This window comes from Halorubrum sp. Atlit-28R (assembly GCF_003665955.1).
In the GTDB taxonomy this organism is placed as follows: domain Archaea; phylum Halobacteriota; class Halobacteria; order Halobacteriales; family Haloferacaceae; genus Halorubrum; species Halorubrum tropicale.
The window spans coordinates 238,845-257,873 of record NZ_QPLS01000004.1 but is presented as its reverse complement, the minus strand read 5'-3'; the positions used below and the strand labels follow the sequence as shown (position 1 = coordinate 257,873).

Below are 19,029 nucleotides of genomic sequence, written 5' to 3'. Positions count from 1 at the left end.
CGTCGACGGGTCATGATGTTAGGCGACGCTGCGGCTCTCAATGACGATTCCGGTTCCGGAACGCACCGAGAACCCGATCGTGTCGCCGACCTGTTCGCCCATGCCCGCGAACCGCTTGACGTTGATCTGCCGGCGGATGTCGTTGCCGACCTCGATCATCTCCAGTTCGAGGAACACGTCCGCGATGGACCGGAACGGGCCGATCGCGTCGTCGTCGACCGCCGATGGGTCGACGGTGAGCACAACGACCTTCCCCTGCGAGATGATCTCGCGGAAGAAGGAGATGATCTCCAGGGCGGCCTGCCGCTCCTCGTTCTTCCGGACCAGCGCCTCGAAGGTGGGGTCGTTCCTGAAAATGGCGTCGAACGTGTCGAGGAAGACGACGTCGGAGTTCCACATCGCCTCGGCGTTCATCAGGCGCTTGAGCAGCTCCTTGCGCTCGCCGTCGCCGTCGGAGAACGCGCCGCCGGAGTCGAAGTCGGCGTGGAGGAAGAGCAGTTCCTCCTGGAGCAGCGGCTTCACCATGTCGTACTCCAGCGAGTGCATCTGGTCGATGAACCCGCGGACGGTGAGCTCAGTCGACATCATCGTCACGGAGGCGCCCTCCTGGACGAGCCCGTAGGCGAACCGCTGGGAGATGGCGCTCTTCCCGGCCCCGTAGTCGCCCTCCATGAGGACGATGCTCCCGCGGGGGATGCCGCCGCCCAGCTCCTTGTTGAGCCGGTCGCGGTCGCCGAGGCCCAGAGAGAGGAGGTTGTCGTGGGGCATCAGTTACCCCCCTCCACGCGGAACTGGAACAGCTCCTCGTCGCCGTTCACCGAGAGGAACACGCGGTGGTCGCCGTCGGCGAGCCCGTCGCTCGACCCGTCGAGCGCGTTGGCGTTTATCGTGAGCCGCAACACGTCGCCACGGCTCCACGCGTTCGCGCCGTCGGCGGAGACGAGCTCCCCGGAGGTCGCGTCCGGCCGGACGTACGCGCCGTCGAAGACGACATCGAGGTCGGAGCCGTCGGGCGCCAACCGATACGTGCCGGTGTTCTTTATCAACAGCGTGACGTTCTGGTCGCCGCTCGCGTTGTACACCCCCGCGCTGGGGTCCGAGATGATCGTCACGTCGGTCCGGAGCTGCTCGGTCGCGTCAAGGCCAGCGTCGTCGACGGCCGCGCTCACCCGGTCGACGCCGGTGGTGATCGTGCCGACGACGCCGGCGGCGATCACCAGGCTGGCGATGAACAGGATGAGGTGCGAGACGGGGACGCTGGCCATCTACGCGCTCACCTCCGTCACGGTCGCGGCGTCGCGGACGCCGGACTCGACGACCAGGACGACGCGCGTGCTCTCCCCGATCGTCGTGGTCGTGTCGCCCTGCGCGACCCGCACAGTGAGCGTCTCGTCGCCGAGCCAGAGCGCGGTGTCGCCGTCGCCGTCGACCGTCGCGGAGGCGTTCGGTCCGCCCACGTCGACGTACTCGTTACCGACCACGAGCGTCGCGTCGTCGGCGACCAAGCCGATCGCCCCCTCGTTGGTGGCGTTGACGGTAAGGGTATCGGTGGTCGTGTTAAACGTCGCGTTCGTCACCGCGAACTCGGTGTTCTGCCGTTCGAGCGCGCGCTCGTTGACGCCGTGCTGGGCGTCGGAGACGCGGTCGAGCCCGTTGGCCGCCACGGGGTAAAACGTCGTGAACGCGAAGAACAGCCCCGCGACGATGATAGCCGTGGACGCGGAGACGCTAACGCCCATCTCCCCACCCTCCGTCGGCCGGATCGGCGCGGTCGGAACGGGGATTCGGGTCGTTCATCGGTCGGGTGGAACCGTTCCGCTCGCGCTGGTCGTCGCGGTGACCGTCGCGCCGGTCGGCGTCCGCTTCGCGTGCCGCGTCGTCGCGGTCCGCGCCGTTCGTCCGCCGCTCGCGGTCGTCGGGCGCGTCCCGACGGCCGCCGCCGTGGTCGTTTTGCTCGGCCGCTCCTCGGTCGGGCCGCGCGTCGCGGCCGTTGCGTCCGCCGCGGCCTGAACTCGCTCGCCCGCCGCGACGGCCGCCGCGGGGCGCGTTGACCGGCCCGCCGCCGACCATCGAGCCACCGGCGAGGTCGTCCCAGCGGTCCAAGAGGACGGTGTGGCTGCTCGTGCCGTTGAGCTGGGTCACGTACCGGAGGCTGCGGGTGTGGTGCTCGCGGACCAGCCGGTCCGTGCCCGGCCGGTCGACGAGGTTGCGGTCGATGGTGCCGAACCCGGAGAGGAAGTCGCGGAGCCGCGCCGCGGCGTCGGGGCCGATCCACTCGATCCGCTCGTAGTAGTTGATGGCGCGCACCGCGTCGGTGACGTCACTCTCGGAGACGAGGAACTCCAGCCACTCCATCACGAGGAGGTCGCCGACGTAGTCGCCGGGAAGCTCCGTGAGGTACGGCTTGCCGCGGCCGCCGCTCCCCGAGAGGTCGTCCTCGCCGACGTACTCGAAGCCGCCGGTCGCCTCGGCCGGATCGCCGCCGGGCTGACGGTCGGCAGGCTCCGGATCGGCCGCATCCGCCGGTTCGTCGAAGTCGACGCCGTCGTCCTCGAGGTCGCCGCCGAGGTCGTCGTCGAACCCGTCGTCGGCGTCGTCGAACGAGTCGGTTTCGTCGCCGGGGTCGTCGAACGGGTCGTCGTCCGCGCCGTCGCCGTCCTCGTCGGCCCAGTCGGCCTCCCCGGAGTCGTACTCTTCTTTCAGTTCGCTGAAACTCTTTCCGTCTTCGTTCATATCGTCTCCGTCGTCCGCCGTTTCGGTCTCGGACGCGGCGTCGTCCGTGCTGTCGTCGTCCAGTTCGTCGAACTCCTCGTCGAAGTCGTCGAAGCCGTCGTCGCCGTCGAGGTCGTCGAACTCCTCGTCGTCGCCGTCGTCGTCGAGTTCCTCGTCGAACCCGTCGGCCTCCTCCTCGTCGAGGAGGTCGTCGTCGAAGAACCCGTCCGCATCGGCGTTCGCGACGTCCTCATCGAGGTCCTCCTCCTCGCCGCCGTCGTCGTCGTCGAAGATGCCAAACGACCCCTCGCCGCCGCCGGCGATGCTGTCGAAGCCGCCGGAGTCGTCAACGAACGGGTTGATGCCGCGGGTGACCATCTCGTAGATGTCGAGCAGGTTGCGGACGTCCTCCTGGATGTCATCGACGGCGTTCGAGATCTCCTCGTTCTCCGAACGGACCGTCGAGACGGTCGAGGAAAGCGACGCGACCTCGTTTTCGAGCTCGTCGAGCCGGTTCTCCAGCTCGTCGGTGGCCGCGCCGCCGCCACCGCCGCCGTCGTCGAACTCGTCGTCCCACTCGTCCATCCCGTCGAAGTCGTCGAACCCGTCGCCGCCGCCTCCGCCGTCGCTCATGCCGCCGCCCATCCCTCCGCCGCCCATGCCGCCGCCCATGCCGCCGCCGAAGGGATCGTCGTCGCCGTCCATACCACCGGAACCGTCGTCGTCGGACCCGTCGTCGTCGAGGAACCTGTCGAGGACGCTCGCACCGACGAGCCCCAGCGTGGCGACTGCCCAGACGGCCGTTGGAGCTCCCCACACCGATAGTTCGAGGCCCATTACCGTGTACGACCCGCAGAACCCACTTCAATTCACCCCTCAAAATATCAGCAGTGAGAAGACACGCAGTACAGCGACTGGCGACCGCTGATGGGGGTGAACGCCGAGAAATCGGTGCCAGTTGGAGGCGATTCAATCCGGTGACGGCGACCAGAGGCCCCGGAGAAGCGGTCAGATAGCTCGCTCGAAGCCATCGGCAGCCCGGATAACGAGCCGTCCGTCCGGACCGAGCCGGACCGTTCGCCCGACGGCGTCGCCGACGTCGCTGGCGACGACCGGGACGTTCGCGGCGTCGAGCACCTCGCCGACCCGCTCGACGTTCCGGGGGCCGACCGCGTCGGTGAGGTCGAGCATCTCTGCGCCGCCGGCGACGCGCGCCTTCAAGCGGCGTGGGTCGGCGCCGGCGTCGTCGAGCGCCCCGATCAGCGAGTCGATCCCGGTGTCGACGTACTTCGCCGGCCGCGAGCCCGCGGTCGACCGTCCCTCGCTCGTGGGCAGCATGGCGTGGAGGAGCCCGCGGACGCTGGCCCTCTCGTCGACGAGCGCGACCGCGACGCAGGAGCCGAGGCCGCTCGTCGTCAGGACGGCGTCGCCGTCGGTGACCGCCAGCTCACCCACGCCGACCTTGATCCGGCCCGGGTCGTCGCTCGCCGCGCCGCCCGTGACGGCGACGGGCTCCGCGTCGGCGACCGTGGTCCCGCCGCTCTCCGTCCGCTCCGCCGGGGCGTCCGGCCGATCGTCGGAGAGCGAGCGGGTCACGGCTCGGAGAGCCGGTCGAGCGCCCGGGCCAGTTCGCGCTCGTCGGGGAGCGCGTACACGTCGCAGCGCGCCTGGACCCCCTCCGTCCGAATCGCGGTGTCGATCACGAACCCGTAGTCCTGTCGCTCGCTCAGCTTGGCGACGAGCGGGCTGATCGTCGACGCGCCGATGTCGTGGACGAACTCCGGCGGGGAGTGGGTGATCGACGTGCCGAGCACGTTCGCCCAGCCGTCGATGAACCCGCTCGTCATCACGTTGCCGAGCTCGCAGAGCGCGTTCTGAGCCATGTCACCGAGCGGCTCGTCGGGCTCCATCGGCAACATCGCGTCCGCGACCGCCGCCGCCGATGACTCCTCGAACAGGATGGCGAGGTAGCCGCTCGGCTCGCCCTGGAGTTCGAACACCGTGCCCGCGTGCGGATCGGTACCGACTTCCGCGGGCACGTCGGCGAGCGGGACGAACCGGAGCCGGCTCACGTCGACGGTTGCCTCCAACCCGGTCATCATCGCGATGTTGTCGGCGGCGTTCGCCGACCCCGTCTTCGCCAGCGAGGAGAACGTCGACAGCGACTCGTACGGGACCGCCGTGCTCTCCGTCCCGCCGTTCGCCGCGCCGCCGGCGGTCGCCGCGGGCGCCGTCTTCCCGACGATGAGGTCGCGGAACGGCCCCGATTCGGGCAGCATGTAGATCGAGAAGTCGAGGTCCGTCGTCGTCGCGTCCAGTCGGCTCTCGAAGAGGAAGACGCCGTCGCCCGCGAGCGCGCCATCCGGCAGCACCGCCGCGCCGTCGGCCTCGAAGTACCGCGGGGGCGTCATGTCGATCACCTTCCCGAGGTAGTTCGCCCACCCGTCGAGGAAGCCGCCGAGCGCGATGTTGCCGACCTCCGTCACCGCGCTCCGCTCCATCGACGCCCCGCCGGGGAGCAGCGAGAGCAGTGCGTCGGCGTTGACGGCGTCGAACGCGAGGACCGCCTCGCCGTCTAACCCGCCGCGGAGCCCGACGCTCACGCCGATCGACTCCCGGCCGGCGAACAACTCCGCGAGGTCCTCGCCGCTGGCGACGCTCGCACCGGTCACCTCCACCGCGAGGTCGGTCCCGGTCAGGTCCGAGAGCGCGTCGGCGGCCTGCTTCGCGCCCTGCTCCGCGAGGCGGTTACAGGCGCCGAGCGCGCGGACGTCGACGCGCATTATACCGCCGAACCGATGGCGTCGAGCACGTTCGGCTTCTGGAACGGCTTCGTGATGTATCCCTCCGCGCCCGCCTTAATGGCCGCCTTCATCTTCTCTTCCTGCCCGACGCTGGTACACATGATCACCGTCGCGTCGGGATTCTCCTCGAGGATCTCCGTCGTCGCCTCGATCCCGTCGCGGATCGGCATCACGATGTCCATCATCACGAGGTCCGGGCCGTACTCCTCGTACATGTCGACCGCCTCGACACCATTCTCCGCCTCTCCGACGATTTCGAACTCGCCTTCGAGGATCTCTCGGAGGAGGTTCCGCATGAACTCCGAGTCGTCGGCGATGAGCACGCGCGTGGCCATTATTGTCTAAAATCGGGCACAGCGATCACTTAATCGCTCCCCCGCGGTTCTCACGGTTGAGAACGAGTCGGGATGCCGGCGGTCGCTTCGGACGTGGTCACACCCAGTGGCCGAGGATGTGAATCGCACCAACGAGGACCGTGCCGACGAGCGTCTCTCGAGTGCCAATCCCGAAGGGGAGGAACGTCGTCGGCTCGCTCTCGCCATCCCGGCCGCCGGAGCCATCCCTCGGATCCGATGAGTTTCCGCCGACATCCGACGAGTTCCCGTCGGAGTTCGCAGCGCCTGTGGAGTCGTTCGCAGTCGGGTTTTCGTCGGCGTCCGTAGAGTTCGCGTCGGTGTCCGTGGTGTTCCCGCCGGTGTCGCCGCTGCTTGAGGCGTTCCCGGAGTCATCAGTGTCGCCTTCCCCGCTATCGTCGTCGATCGTCGTCCTCGCTGTATTCTCTTCGACGACCAGCGTCCCGTTCCGCCGGTCATCGTCGAGCGTGACGTTGAATGGATACGCACCGGGGTCGAGACGGACAGTCGCCGACGGGAAGCCGACGGTGCGCGACTCGTTCGACGACAGCGTCAGGTCGCGAGCGGCCGTCAGGTTCCCGTCGTCGACGTCGAGCGTGAGCGTTCCCTCACCCCCCAGTCCGCCGGCGTTTCGAACGTCGATCCTGAGCGCGGAGAGGTTTTCTCCCGTCGCGACGGTAGCATTGTCGGAGACGCCGTCGATCGCGAGCCGGTCCGGGTCGTCGGTATCGTCGACAACGATCACCGTCCGGCTGTCGCGCAGCGTCGTTCCGTCGTACAGTTCGTAGTTCAGCCGAGTCCCCGGATCGGCGCCCCCGAGGTCGGCGTTGATGGTGAAGTTCCCCTCGGAGAGCTCCACCTCCGATTCCGACCGGAAGGGTTCGTCGCGCTTGTCGTCGACGAAGGTGGCGGACATCTCGATCGGCGGCAGTATCGTCGTCGTCCCGGTCACCGCTCCACCCGAGGCCTCGACGAGGAGTTCGCCGTCATCAGTGACATGGTCGTATTCGAAGTACCGCTCCTGAATCGTGAACGACGCCTCCGCGCTCTCGGTCCCATCAGCGGTCTCCCAGTACGGGAACTGTTCAGGGGCCGGTAACCTCTGTTTAAACGGCGCCGGGGGCTCCCCGCTGTCGTCAGCGAAGGCGTACCGGTGTCCTTCGGCCCCCTCTAAGGCGAACTCGACGGCGAACTCGTCGCCGGGCTCCGGGTCCTCGGTGAACGGACCGCCGTCGCTCGTGTCCAAGACGAGGTAGAACCGCCCTGGCGTCGAGTCGCCGGTTTCCAACACCTCCGCGTCGGCGAGGAGGAGCGTCACGTCTTCGGGAGCGGCGTCGGCGAGATCGAGCTCCGAGCGCGGCTCGTTCGCCCCCGGATTTGTCTGTCGCACCTCGAGCGAAACGCCGTTTTCGGTCCTGAGGAACTCCGATAGTATGGAGTGGTTGACCGCTTGGCCGGCCTGTAGCTGACCTTCGTCTTGCTTGGCGGCAAAGTGCGACAGCGCTCCCCAGATGCCGGTTGATTCGAAGCCGAGGACGACGCGGTCGCCCTCCGTCACCGCGGTTCGCTCGACCCCGTTCTGTTCGAGGGCGCTGAGCGACTCCCCACCGCCACCCCCTTCGAGGTTCTCCGGATCTGCGGTGGTGAAAACCTCAATCTCGTCGTGGAACGTCGGTTTCGTCAACAGGAGGTCGGATGAAGCGGCCGCGCCGACCGGCGTCACGACCCCCGGCTCCTCTACGACGAACGTACCATTAGTGATCGCGAGTCGGTACCGCTGCGGGACGAGCGGTCGTGCGAGCCCGCCGGCGCCGGTCGCGCCGGACAGTTCGGAGAGGCTGTCGGCGACCTCTTTCCCGTTCTCGTTTACGAACTCAAGATCGCAGTCAGCCTCACGGCAGCTGGCGGCGGTCCCCTGGTCGGTTCCGAGGAGTCGCGTGTTGATCGTCCCGTCGAAATCGCCGCTGAGCTTCACGACATCGGTGTACCCGACAGGGTTCCCCGTATCAGTGAGTCGGTTCCCACCGATCAGCAGGTACGCGCTCCCGTTGTTGGAGTTGCTGGCCGTGTATCTGATATCAACGAGGTCGCCGGCGGTCGCGGTGTACGTCGGACGTGAAAACGAGCCGCTAAGCTCATGTTGGTCCGCCGAACCACCCGGTTCAGACGGTTGCGCGGTAACCGCGTTGGTCGCCGGAGAGTCGGCCATCGACGCGGAGTCCGCCACCGAAACGCCCGCCACCGGAACGGAGACCACGGCGGCCGACGCGACGACGAGAACGAGGGCCGCGACCGCGGCCGTACGGACCGTCGGGAGCCGCCGGAGACGAGGCCGGATGCGTCCGCCCCCATTGTCGGAGTCGGTATTCGGCGCCGGATCTTCCGGGCCACGGTAGCGGTCAGCGCCGTCCTCTTGTCTACGTGTCATCATGGGGAGAGCGTCCGTCAACCTCACGCGGATCGCGGAACGTCAGCTGTCACCGACTGCTCGGGATTTCACCGACTAAAACGTACGTACCCGATTATCACATCTGTGAACGGAGAGGTGGAGGAAGCGGTATCCTCATTGCGAATCACCCGACTGCGGCGGGAAAAGTCGCTGAAGCGTTCCCCGAAGAATTAAGCCCGACCGGCGTGCGAATTCGACTACGATGCCATCGTGTCCCCGTTGTGAGGCGTCTGTCGGCGAGGAGGCCCGGTACTGCGCGCAGTGCGGCGCCCCGCAGACGGAGGACGCGGCCGAGGAGTTGGACGAGTACGTCCAGCGACAGGCGGAGCAGGTCGCGGGCAGTAGCGGCGGAGGCGGCGACACTAGTGAGTCCGACAGTTTCGGGGACATGGCCGACCTCAGCGATCGTGAGCAGCTCTGGCGGCGCGGCTGTTACGTCGTCGGGTACGGGACCGTCGTCGTTGCGCTCACCCTCGTTCCGGCGGCCGGCGCATTCCCCTTGGTCCTCGCCGGGATCGCGATCCTCCCGCCGATCCGACGACTCACCGCCGAGCCGCTCGGAAGCCCGTTAAAACGCGAAGTAATGGCAGGGCTGTACGCGATATTCGCGCTGATCGGCGTCGCGCTGCTTGTTCTCGTTTAAACAAGCCTCTCGAGGGTTCTCGCCACAGTTCACAGCGACAGGGCGGCGCGTTAACTCACAGCGACAGGGCGGCGCGGGCCTTGTTTAGACGCTCCCGACGGCTAAGGTTAGTTGCTCTGTTGGATGAACTGAATCACTGCAAAAGTAGCTCTCTACCCGATCTCGTCCGTGGGATCGCGACTGTAGAACACAACTGCACCGCGTCTAAACAAGACCGGCGGCGCGTTAACTCACGGCGACAGGGCGGAGCCTTAACTCACGATTGTGAGGCTGAGAGAGCTCATTTATGACAAATAATGCCGGCTTCTACCTCCGAGTTGTCGTTTTTCGGGGTTCTCACGCTGCGAGGCAGTCCACGAGGCAGTGAATTCGTGGGGTCTAGATCGCAGGGCATTCAACCCGAAACCGCATGAAGAAAGCGGCTTCAGGGCATTTTCCCCCGATAGATATAATACTAATAGAGGGGTGTAGCCGTTGCGGCGATAGCTGTGAGAAGGAGATTCCACAACAGAACGGAGCCACGATCCCAGCCACAGAGTACTGGGGATAGTTTCGAGGAGAATTCTTTGTTACCCAAATTGATAGAATTTGAGGGACCTATAGTTACATAATAATTGAGAATCTAGGTTGGGTATGCCTCCTGACTCCCCACCAATCGAATCACAACTCTCAGAGACAGCAGTACGCGACCAGATGCGTGCGACTGCTGATGTAGAGAAATTCCAGCGACTTGGGTTTCTACTCAACCTCGCCCACGGCGACTCTGTGACAGAAGCGATTACACGGGAGGGACGCTCGCCAGCGACCGGGTATCGTTGGAAGAAGCAGTGGAAGGCTGGTGGGCTTGAGGCAATGCTACCGGACACAAGCGGTGGCCGACCGCCGAAACTCGATGAGGATGACTGGGAACGCCTTCGATCTCACGTCCATGCGATCCAACCATGCTCTACACAACAGATCTGCCAGCTGCTCCAGGCTGAATTCAACGTAACCTACAACTACGCGTATCTTGAGCGGATCCTTCCAGATCACGGGTTTTCATACACGATGCCCGTATTGGAGGTGGCGAGACGCGAAGGCACTCTTGATGCCGTTGAATGGGATGACAAACAGCATCCGAACACTACTGAACGCAACGCATTCGATATGCGATCCCGCCCCCAAGTTGGGAAGTGGACTGTTTCTGCCCGCAGTGATTCTCATTAATTTTCTATGAAAGCCAGTTCAATACGTTGAACTATCATAAAAAGTATATGTTGTGGAGGGGGAGTCGTTTGGGTGGATAGATCTGGGGTTCTTTTGTCAGTGGTTTCTCACCCCAACTCTTGGCTGACTAGGTTCACTCTTGGGAGCGACGTGGAGACGATTCGGCGCGTGTGACAGCACCACCTATTTGTGATTCGATCGCAGCGACCACCCCTGCGGAATGTTCTCGGAATGGTGGTCCGATGCGGTTGGGCTTCGAAGGGGGTCAGAGATGACACCTACAGACTTGACCAAGCAATCTCGAAGAGACTGGATCGAGTCACGGGGTGAACGGCTCCGATTCAGTTCGGCGGGGGCCCGTTTTGAGATGGAGTTACTGGACGATCAGTGAAGTCATCCATGAGGCGATCGCCGAGTCGATCGGACTGTCTGTGTGTCGGCACGGGAACTACTCGTTCATCGCTGGCGGATGTTCGGTGCGGTGCTGGCGCTGTGCTTCTGGCTGGTGACCAATTCTATTAGGCTCATGTTCGTCGATCGACTTCTCGGCCATCGTCGTGGATCCGATCTGGGGGGTGGCTGTCGAAGGATAGTCGATCGAGAAAGACAGTGGATGGGCTGTCCGTGTCCGCAGATGATCTACTATCTATTCCGCAACTGGATGCGTGGATCGCGTCACTGGTACTGTCACTCGCTTTGTTGGTTCTGGCTTACGAGAAACGAGTCCGTCTCGCATCTGTGTGCCGACCAACGTATTGGACTCCAACAGTGGTGGAGGTTCGACTGACTCTCAAGACATCTCTGTGTCCTGGTAATTTGTACTCCTGCCGTGTTGTCTTTCTTAGGTCCCACCTGAAATAGGATGTTCTCATCCTACCGCACAGCACTTTGATCCCCATATTAGTATTATATCTGTCGGGGAGAACTGCCCCGAAGTCCACGACTGCTAGCGATCTATCCACGACATGCCCCGCAGTATCTCGAATGCCTCTCAGTATGCCTGTCAGTCGCGACGATGCGTGATCGCGACGTGAAAAACACTGTAATCGGATGGAGGTTACTGATAGAATTATCAAGTTATAAATGTTTTTTGGTGGGTTGTCATGGCATCCAACGTGGCCCGACATCTGAAGGAATACCGTCGGTAGCTTGGATATCGATCCGGTGTGAGAGACGTGCTGAGCTGCTGTAAGGACAACAAAAACACCGAGAACACAATAGTGTTGAGACTCCCTAGAGGGACCACAGTCGGTCACTATCGGCACCACGAGCGTCACCGAACAGACTCTGGTGACGATGTCCCACCGAAGTGTTCGCTGTTTGTCTCCGTCTCTGCGATAGAAAGTGAGCCTGATTGGCTGGCTTCACACACCAGACTCACCGGTGAAGTTCCTCTGATCGCACCAATCTCTGGGCTCGTTGTACGCAAACTGAAGCATCGCTCGCCACCGGTTGAAGAAGTGACTGGGAGTCCCTACATGGGTGTTCGTTCCTGTCCCGATGCCAAGAGAGTGGAACACTGTCGACTCGCTCGTAAGTCCTTCGAGGACGTTTGGGTGGCAGATCTATGATCGTTTGACACCAACATACTCTCTAGTTGAAGCCTCTCTCACGAGGATTTTGTGAGGACTACAGGCTCCCCTCACGGAGAAGATATTCGGTTGAGAGATTGTTCTCACGGAGAAGATATTCGGTTGAGAGATTGTTCTCACGGAGAAGATATTCGGTTGAGAGATTGTTCTCACGGAGAAAAAACGCGTGAATGTCGGTCTTGAAACTCAGATAAGACGGACCACTCAGAGAATGCTCACGGACAGTTCACGAATCGCTCTGGCACCGCTCACGACGTGCTGTGAGAAGGTAAACTCGCTGTGAACGGACTGCTCGTGAGCCCACACCGTTCTTTCTTGAACAAATAGTAACTGCTGTATAATGTCGAATTTGGGCGAATATATTCCGAATCGTTGACTCACAGAGACATTATACGACAATCGGGTGTTTGGATAGTCGACGACAAATATGACGCACAATCATCGGACACCCAAATCGGCGGGCGCACACCCCGTCGTGACACCGAGCACAGAGGTGACCTAGTAATGGCAACAACGCAGCCAGCCAATCCAGAGACACGCCTGCCGGATGACCAGCTAATCGAGGTCCATCCCGTGAAGAACCCACCGACGCCATACGACAGAGAACATGTGGTGTTCTTCGAGATCGAGGATGACAACCGAGACCAACTTGAGAACTTCAAAGAGCACCTGACGTGGGTCATCCGGGATCTGTACGAGGGAGAAAAGCATATTGATCATCTCGATTTTTTTGCGTGGACCGCGCGTGGAGCGGTCGTCTGCGCAATGGGCGCGTACGGCGCAAAAAGCGTCACTCGCGAATACGGCGACCCCACCGATGTCAAAAGCGGCGACAGTGTCTTAGAAGAGCCCCTCAAGTCGTTGTACGAGCGGCTGAGCGGCGAGGATTCTACGTGTAACAACGAACAGCTCCCAGAGTGGATCGACCCGCAGATTGGAACGCTGCCGCTCGGGATGTTTGGGGAGCCAGCAGTCACCGCCCGTGGGGTAATGACTGAGACCAACCAGAAAGTCGCGCACGGTCAAAAAATCGCTGGCTGCGGGCTCTCGGCGCTCTTCGATGACCTTCGCGATGAGCCGCTTTTGTACTACGCACACATTCGTCGCAAGGGCGGACGTGGACTCCCTGAGAATTTCACGTACCAGGTTACACCGCGGGTGACGCTTTTTGATCCGCGCCATCGGATCAATACTGATCGTGAGTACGCAGACGTCCTCCAGTACGGCCGAACGATCGATCCGCTCGAGAACTTCGCGAAACTCGGCGTCAGCTCAAACCTCGACCGCATTGACGACCAGTACAACGTTGATCACCTCAGCTGGGAAAGTACCGTCCCGCGAACGAAGAGTTCGCTCGGCCATTTCCGGAGTGAGAAAGCGTTCCTCAATGGCGATCCTGAGTTCGACGAAATCCGTCGTGGACGCTACGGTGCGGGAAATAATCTCGAGCGTCTCTGTGCGTATACGAGCGTCATGACCCGTGAGGCGGATCTGTCACAATTCGTTCGCCTCGTCGGGGCGCCGTCTACTGGGGATCCATGGGAAGACGTCAACGGCATCGGGCCCCGAGTCGACGAGATTGAGACGGTCTCACATGAACCGACCTTCGAACCCGTCCCGATTCGGATCGAACAGACAGTCCCGGACTCGGCAGACGTGGACATGGGTTCGGTGGAAAACGACGGCGAAGAACCGCACCAAGAGGGAATCAAACAGACAGCAGTCGCGTTTCGACAACTCGGCTATGAGGTGATAATCGTCACCCAGGATACTGGGTCACGACCCGACCTCTGGGTGATGGACCCGAGTGGCGAAATCTTCGCCGTCGAAGTCGAATCAACAACGCGAACCAAGGCAGCGAGCGTCTACACGAACTTGGTTCGACAGGCGGTGTGGGGATATAAGACGATTATGGTGATGGTCCCACAAGAAAACGACGATGGCCAGTTAGAGTCGGCCGAGCGCATCGGGTATTGGGCTGTGAACGCGGCGGCAAAGCCGATGAAGGATATCGACGAGGCGAAGACAAAGCAGTATAATCTCAGCAAAGACATCGTCCAAGATGGGAAAACACTCTTGTTACCCGAGGGAGTGACTGAATCTGAGTGGTGGCTGACGTGGGAGAATGAATTCGTCTTGCTCGGTGACGATGAGACCGTCCTAGCACGAGGCGACGCCACGACCCCGTTCAGCGAATTCGAGTACTACACCCCACGTCAGTATACAGAAGACGGGCGGTTCATCGTCGAAGACGAAGACGGCACCGTGATCCAGGATGTGGCCGACGACGACCTCATCTCGAATACGCATATGAGCCCGTGTCACCGGCCCGTCGATCTGAGCTACCTCGATTTCGTCGAGGCAATATTCACGTATGACCCAAAAAAGGGGGAGCTCACCGAGCACGACATCGTCGCTGACTGGGATCAATATGAGAAAACGATGGAACGTCACGAAGCCAGTCACAAGGACGCCTTCAACACATTCGTTATCGATCGGCCGGACGACGTGAAGCTTCCTAGGCCCGACTGTCGGCCCTTCATTCGAGATTGGATCGGGAAGCTCAGTCACGAGGGAAAGCCCGCAAAAGCCGTCTACGGGAAATCTCGGCCGGAATACATTAACCGTGATAATGTCAATAAACGGTACTTCTACGTCGGCGCAGCGCTCCGGTACGATCGCGGACTCGTCTCGCCTGAGTTACCGGGGCTCTCAACTGAGCCGTCGTACCCGGCGGAGTGGCTCGAGGAGGGGGATTCGGTGCTTCACGAGCCACTAATTTACGGGCTCGCGGATCGCGATGACATCCCCGGAGGTTCCTGAAACGTATATCTGACTCTACGGTGTGGAGTAGTATAGAGAGAACTTGGATGGAGACCGAACACTATGCTGTTTCAATTGAGTCGGAACGGATATTTCTCCTCAGTGAGGCCCATCAAGCACATTTTACCGATACGTCGTGGGTGCGACTTGGGACTCACACCGAACACCCGCTGATCTATATCCAGCCGGTTGAGACGCAGGCTGAAGAAACGTATGAGCTGTCCTATCAGAGTTCTGGGAGACGGATTAATTGTCGCTCGTTTTTGCGCCAGCATAATTATCACCACACCCAGACGCAGCGCTATCAGGCAGAGTGGAGTGCTGCGATTGGTTCGTTGATCATTGATTTGTCGGTGCCTGTCTCAGATTGACACCCTCCTGCGTCTGAAGCCGGGAGGTTTCCGAACGTTGGGATATTTGGGTTTGTAGTCTGCCTGTTTTCTCGGTGTGGTACGCCGAGAGTTCTGTTTGTATGCCCTGGTGGGGGCGTTGGGCTATCAAGAAAAGCCCGCTACGTGATGAGCGAACATACAGAGGAGGCGCCGGACTGCGGCGTCGACGACGAGGAACAGACACATGATACGCCGTTCACGATCGAGTACACGCCAGCACGCGCAAGTCGGCATCGAACACGATTTGAGCGGCGCTCGAACGGCCCTGGCTGGTGGCGGATCGAAGACGAGTGGACTGGCTGTACATGGCGGCCGATTGGTCGCGAGCCTGTCGACGATGTCAGACTCCACGACGGGCAAGTTGGTGGGTCGCGTCGTTTGGGTGAAGCAACCACAGACGGTTGGAATGAGTGACGAGACGTACGACGGGCCTGGAAAAGGGTCAGAGCTCTCACTCATTCGCGATGGTGATATCTTCTATCTGTTGAGCCATCACCGCAAACGGGCTGTCTTGTTGTTGCTTGCGGTTGCGCCGCATTCACAGGTTCATCTATAGCAGGTGGCCCAGACGCTCACCGCATTTGAAGAGGACTGTACACTAGACCGGGTAGAGACGAGTGAGGTTCGAAATCGACGCCGCAACCTCAAGCGATCGCACCTCGAGCCACTTCTAGAGGCTGGAGTTATACAAGAGGGAGACGCCTCAGACGTGTACCGGCCGGGTCCAGCGTTCTCAGCGGCGCTTGCTGTGCTGCTTCAGCATCTTTTGAGGCGGAGCCCCCAGCCTCAAGGAGCGAGGGCTTCCGGCTGGTCGGAAAGACAAAGCGAGTAGGGTGGGGAGGAAACCGACATGGTGGGGAACGGACAATGCGGCTTCTGCCATCTGAGCCGCTATCCAATACACTCTTTTCTGGGACCGCCGTACCAGTAACGAGTGATACCGTCGCACAAGTCGCCGGTATCACGGGCCGCAGTAGCCCGGCCCCAGAATGGTGGAGATGCCGACCCCGAAGGTCGTTCGGTACGGGCGAGGAACAATCTTCCTCTCCGGCGACAACTGACGGCGAGTCCCACATCAAAGCTCCTCCCTCAACGAGTGAAGCCGAAAGACCGAGGGAAGTAGGGGAGGGGGGTGGGGGGTTACGGTGGATACTCACTCGGCAGAAGGTGAATTAGCGAAGTAACTATAGATCAGTATCTTCTCTGCTTGAACGCCGGGTATCCCACTCTTCAGCTGTGGAAGGATATCATTCGATCCGGAAGCCGCCCTCCTCTTCGGCGGCACGCACCAGATCGCCGATGCTGTCGCTCGCGGATAGGCCCTGACTCGCCGCAAACCGCTTTATTATCACCGGTGGAATATCCACCGTCGTCTCGGAGGCCGCGAGCAGCAGCCCGATCGCCTCCGGCGTGGGGGAGTTCGGCCCCGCATTGGAGGCGAACCACGAGATCAGCGTGTCGAACGTCGCCGTCACATCGTTCGACACGGTCCGCTGGCGGGTGGTGTCGCCGTTCGCATGGAGCGTCGCGTCGATACCGTAGTCGAAGCCGTCGTTGTCGAAAGAGGTCGCTAGCCACCGGCTCACCGCCTGCCGGTCAACCGCGTCCGTGCCGGGTGGAGACTGCCGACCGCCTGAACGCGACCCAGCGCGACCCTGACGCCCGACACCGCTTTCGCCGCTTGCGCGGTCCTGCCTCCCGGGCTGTCCTTGCTCGCCGCCACGCTGCCGTCCCCCCGATCGACCCCGCTCATCGGCCTGTCGCTGGTCGCGGTCCTCGACGCCGGGACCGGCGGCGCTCGCCCGCGGGTCGTCACCGGCCGGGCGGCGGTCATCCGGACTCGCGGGCTCCGCGGCGGTGAACTCGCCCGAGTCGGCGTGAGGAGCCGCGTCGTCCGGCGGCGGTCGGCGGTCGTCCTGCGAGCGCCCGACGTTGGGGCGGCCGTTCGTCCCAACGACGTATCGCCCTTCATCGATTTCAACGACGCTCTCGTCGTCGGTGAAGTCGAGTTCGTCGGGATCCGCGGGCGGCGCGTCCGGGTCGGCCGTGGGCGCGTCGTAATCACTCATGAATCGTGGTAGCGCGCGCCGTAAAATAGGTGTTGCGGCGGGTTCCCGCCGCGGAGTCGGTCTCCGCGGTGAGAGTGGTTGTGTGTCTGTGTGTCCGCGTTAGAGGCGAACTGCTTCGCCCGTCTCGCTGAAGAGGTCAGGGGCGGTCAGTTCGACCTGCGTCGTCGCGCCAGCGGGCGAGACGAGGTCGAGCGTCGCGTCGTCGCTCTCACCGAACGCCGACTCGTCAGCGAACGCGCCGGACGAAGGGTTCAACAGGATCGTGTACTGGTTCTGATCGTCAAGGACGGGATCAGGCCTGAAGGCTCCGTCGGAGCCGACCGCGAACTCACCGGGGTTGAGGTTCTTGACTTGGAAGAGCCCGAGCCCCGGAGTAGCCGCAGTAGAGTCCGTAGCCTGAGTGGTTGCGCTTCCGGGGTCAGGCCCATCAGCTACTGCAACTGTGATACTGTCAGTGTCCTCGACACCTTCCCCAGTAATATCAATGGTCTGTTCAGTCACAGCCACATCAGTGGAGTCACCGAAGTCCTCTTTGTAGAGTACCTTGTTATTGTCATCTGCGTTGTAAACGAGAAGGTACTGAGAAGAGGTGCCAGTGGACGCGGCGTAAGCGACCTCAATCTTGCGGGTGTCCGTGCGAATTGTGTCCTGAATCGCAACTGAATCAGTATCGTCAGTAACGCTACTGTATCCGTCACTTGAGGACACCCCGGGTAGTACGGCGTCGTCAGGTGTGATCGTAGCAGAAGTGTCGCCAGGGGTGCCGTCAATTGATGCTTGGATAGCACTGCTGGTGGTCACATCGCTCGCAGAGACGGGAATCTCGTTGATTTCTCCTGCGTCGAGGGAACTGACATCTACCACGGCAAGATCACCAGCATTATTATCGGTGATCGTCAGCTCGGTAGCATCACCGGGGATAGACCCAAGTCGAACCTGAATACTTTCAGCGTCGTCTGGGATTGTCTGTTGAATAGTCACACCACCAGCACCAGGATTCTCAGGAACGTTGAACGCCCGGTCAGTGAACACGAGGTTCTCTTGTCCACCAGGCCCAACTGCCTGAATCGTTGTGTCTGTCAGGTCGATGTCGTCGGCACCGGGCGCACCGGTCGTCGTCACGCGGATCTCGCTCAGCGTCGAGGTGTCACCGCTGACGATCCCGACGGAACTCGTCACTTCGATCCGCTCGGACACAAGATCCGTACTCTCTTCGCCGGTCGATTCCGCCTGCGACTGGAGGAACCCAGCCGTGTTGATCAGGACGCCCGCGGCGATGGCGGCGACAAGCACCATCGCGATGAACACGATGAGCGTGCCGATACCGACCTGACCGCGGTCGTTGTTAGTGATGAACTCGAACATTGTTACAGCCTCACTGAGTCGCCGTCATCGCCGACCAGCGTGGTCGGGACGCGGATCTCGGTCGTCGTCGATGCGCCGGAAGCGGTCGTGAACGTCACTGTCAGGGAGTCGCCCTCAGTGAGCGCGTAGCCATTATCGTCCTCGAACGTGTCAGTTGCCTCAAGATCGACGACAACTTCAGCGCGGTCACTGTTGTCCGTCAGGACGGGGCTATTCCCAGATTTGGTGAAGATATCGTTGGTCGCCGGCGGGTCGTCGTCAAGCTGGAACGTCTCCTGCCCGGAGGTCCCGACTAACTCCACCGATACCTCGTCAAGGTCGATGTTGTCCGCGCCGGGTGCCGACGCGACGACGAACTCAAGTGAACCGATGCCGCGCTCACTGGTACCGGCGACGTTGTCAGCGATGTTACCGGACTGGCTCACGACCTGGAGCCGTTCGCTCACCTGGCTTGTACTCTCTTCGCCCGTTGCTTCTGCTTGTGTCTGGAGGAATCCGGCCGTGTTGATCAGGACGCCGGCGGCGATCGCCGCCACCAGCACCATCGCGATGAACACGATGAGGGTCCCGATCCCCACTTGACCGCGTTCTTCCTCGTCCAGTATGGTTTCGAACATTGGT

At 62.0% G+C, this 19,029-nt stretch carries 14 protein-coding genes and 1 pseudogene; 4 read left to right on the top strand and 11 right to left on the bottom strand.

Annotated elements, in window-relative coordinates:
• Positions 1-18: 18 nt before the first annotated feature.
• The 8 genes from DVK06_RS08675 to DVK06_RS08640 form a co-directional block, all read right to left on the bottom strand.
• Positions 19-768 (bottom strand): ATPase domain-containing protein, encoded by a 750-nt coding sequence (locus DVK06_RS08675; RefSeq protein WP_053770468.1) that lies wholly within the window; start codon positions 766-768, stop codon positions 19-21.
• Positions 768-1,265, bottom strand: coding sequence for a flagellar protein G (locus DVK06_RS08670; protein ID WP_121599999.1), 498 nt, complete (start codon positions 1,263-1,265; stop codon positions 768-770). Before DVK06_RS08670 ends, DVK06_RS08675 begins: the two co-directional genes overlap by 1 nt.
• Complete coding sequence (locus DVK06_RS08665; RefSeq protein ID WP_121599998.1) at positions 1,266-1,739, bottom strand: flagellin; 474 nt, start codon at positions 1,737-1,739, stop codon at positions 1,266-1,268.
• Positions 1,729-3,549, bottom strand: coding sequence for a FlaD/FlaE family flagellar protein (locus tag DVK06_RS08660; protein WP_121599997.1), 1,821 nt, complete (start codon positions 3,547-3,549; stop codon positions 1,729-1,731). The genes DVK06_RS08665 and DVK06_RS08660 overlap by 11 nt, the downstream gene beginning before the upstream one ends.
• Positions 3,550-3,720: 171 nt before the next feature.
• The gene (locus DVK06_RS08655; RefSeq protein WP_121599996.1) at positions 3,721-4,308 is read right to left on the bottom strand and encodes a chemotaxis protein CheD; all 588 of its coding nucleotides are present in this window, start codon (positions 4,306-4,308) and stop codon (positions 3,721-3,723) included.
• The gene (locus DVK06_RS08650; RefSeq protein ID WP_121599995.1) at positions 4,305-5,495 is read right to left on the bottom strand and encodes a chemotaxis protein CheC; all 1,191 of its coding nucleotides are present in this window, start codon (positions 5,493-5,495) and stop codon (positions 4,305-4,307) included. Before DVK06_RS08650 ends, DVK06_RS08655 begins: the two co-directional genes overlap by 4 nt.
• Entirely contained in the window at positions 5,495-5,851 is a 357-nt protein-coding gene (cheY, locus tag DVK06_RS08645; RefSeq protein ID WP_121599994.1) for a chemotaxis protein CheY, read from the bottom strand. The genes DVK06_RS08650 and cheY overlap by 1 nt, the downstream gene beginning before the upstream one ends.
• A gap of 97 nt (positions 5,852-5,948) precedes the next feature.
• The gene (locus tag DVK06_RS08640) at positions 5,949-7,844 is read right to left on the bottom strand and encodes a BGTF surface domain-containing protein (protein ID WP_321166959.1); all 1,896 of its coding nucleotides are present in this window, start codon (positions 7,842-7,844) and stop codon (positions 5,949-5,951) included.
• A 676-nt stretch (positions 7,845-8,520) separates the two neighbouring features.
• Between DVK06_RS08640 and DVK06_RS08635 the strand changes: the two genes are divergently transcribed.
• The 4 genes from DVK06_RS08635 (at position 8,521) to DVK06_RS18215 (ending at position 14,953) form a co-directional block, all read left to right on the top strand.
• Positions 8,521-8,961: a zinc ribbon domain-containing protein gene (locus tag DVK06_RS08635; protein ID WP_121599993.1), complete on the top strand. Its 441-nt coding sequence runs from the start codon at positions 8,521-8,523 to the stop codon at positions 8,959-8,961.
• A 633-nt stretch (positions 8,962-9,594) separates the two neighbouring features.
• Positions 9,595-10,167, top strand: a complete 573-nt coding sequence (locus tag DVK06_RS08630) for a helix-turn-helix domain-containing protein (protein WP_121599992.1) — start codon at positions 9,595-9,597, stop codon at positions 10,165-10,167.
• A gap of 2,096 nt (positions 10,168-12,263) precedes the next feature.
• Entirely contained in the window at positions 12,264-14,582 is a 2,319-nt protein-coding gene (locus DVK06_RS08625; RefSeq protein ID WP_147438057.1) for a hypothetical protein, read from the top strand.
• A gap of 47 nt (positions 14,583-14,629) precedes the next feature.
• Positions 14,630-14,953 (top strand): hypothetical protein, encoded by a 324-nt coding sequence (locus DVK06_RS18215; RefSeq protein ID WP_147438056.1) that lies wholly within the window; start codon positions 14,630-14,632, stop codon positions 14,951-14,953.
• A gap of 1,268 nt (positions 14,954-16,221) precedes the next feature.
• Here DVK06_RS18215 and DVK06_RS08610 read toward each other — a convergent pair.
• The 3 genes and pseudogenes from DVK06_RS08610 to DVK06_RS08600 all read right to left on the bottom strand — a co-directional run bounded on the left by DVK06_RS08610 (position 16,222) and on the right by DVK06_RS08600 (position 19,025).
• Complete coding sequence (locus DVK06_RS08610; protein ID WP_121599989.1) at positions 16,222-17,043, bottom strand: hypothetical protein; 822 nt, start codon at positions 17,041-17,043, stop codon at positions 16,222-16,224.
• Between the two features lie 774 nt (positions 17,044-17,817).
• Positions 17,818-18,408, bottom strand: a pseudogene (locus DVK06_RS19980) (archaellin/type IV pilin N-terminal domain-containing protein); the annotation flags it as partial.
• 2 nt (positions 18,409-18,410) lie between these two features.
• Positions 18,411-19,025 carry an archaellin/type IV pilin N-terminal domain-containing protein gene (locus DVK06_RS08600; protein ID WP_121599988.1) on the bottom strand — a complete coding sequence of 205 codons (615 nt, stop codon included), beginning with the start codon at positions 19,023-19,025 and terminating at the stop codon, positions 18,411-18,413.
• Between the last annotated feature and the right edge of the window lie 4 nt (positions 19,026-19,029).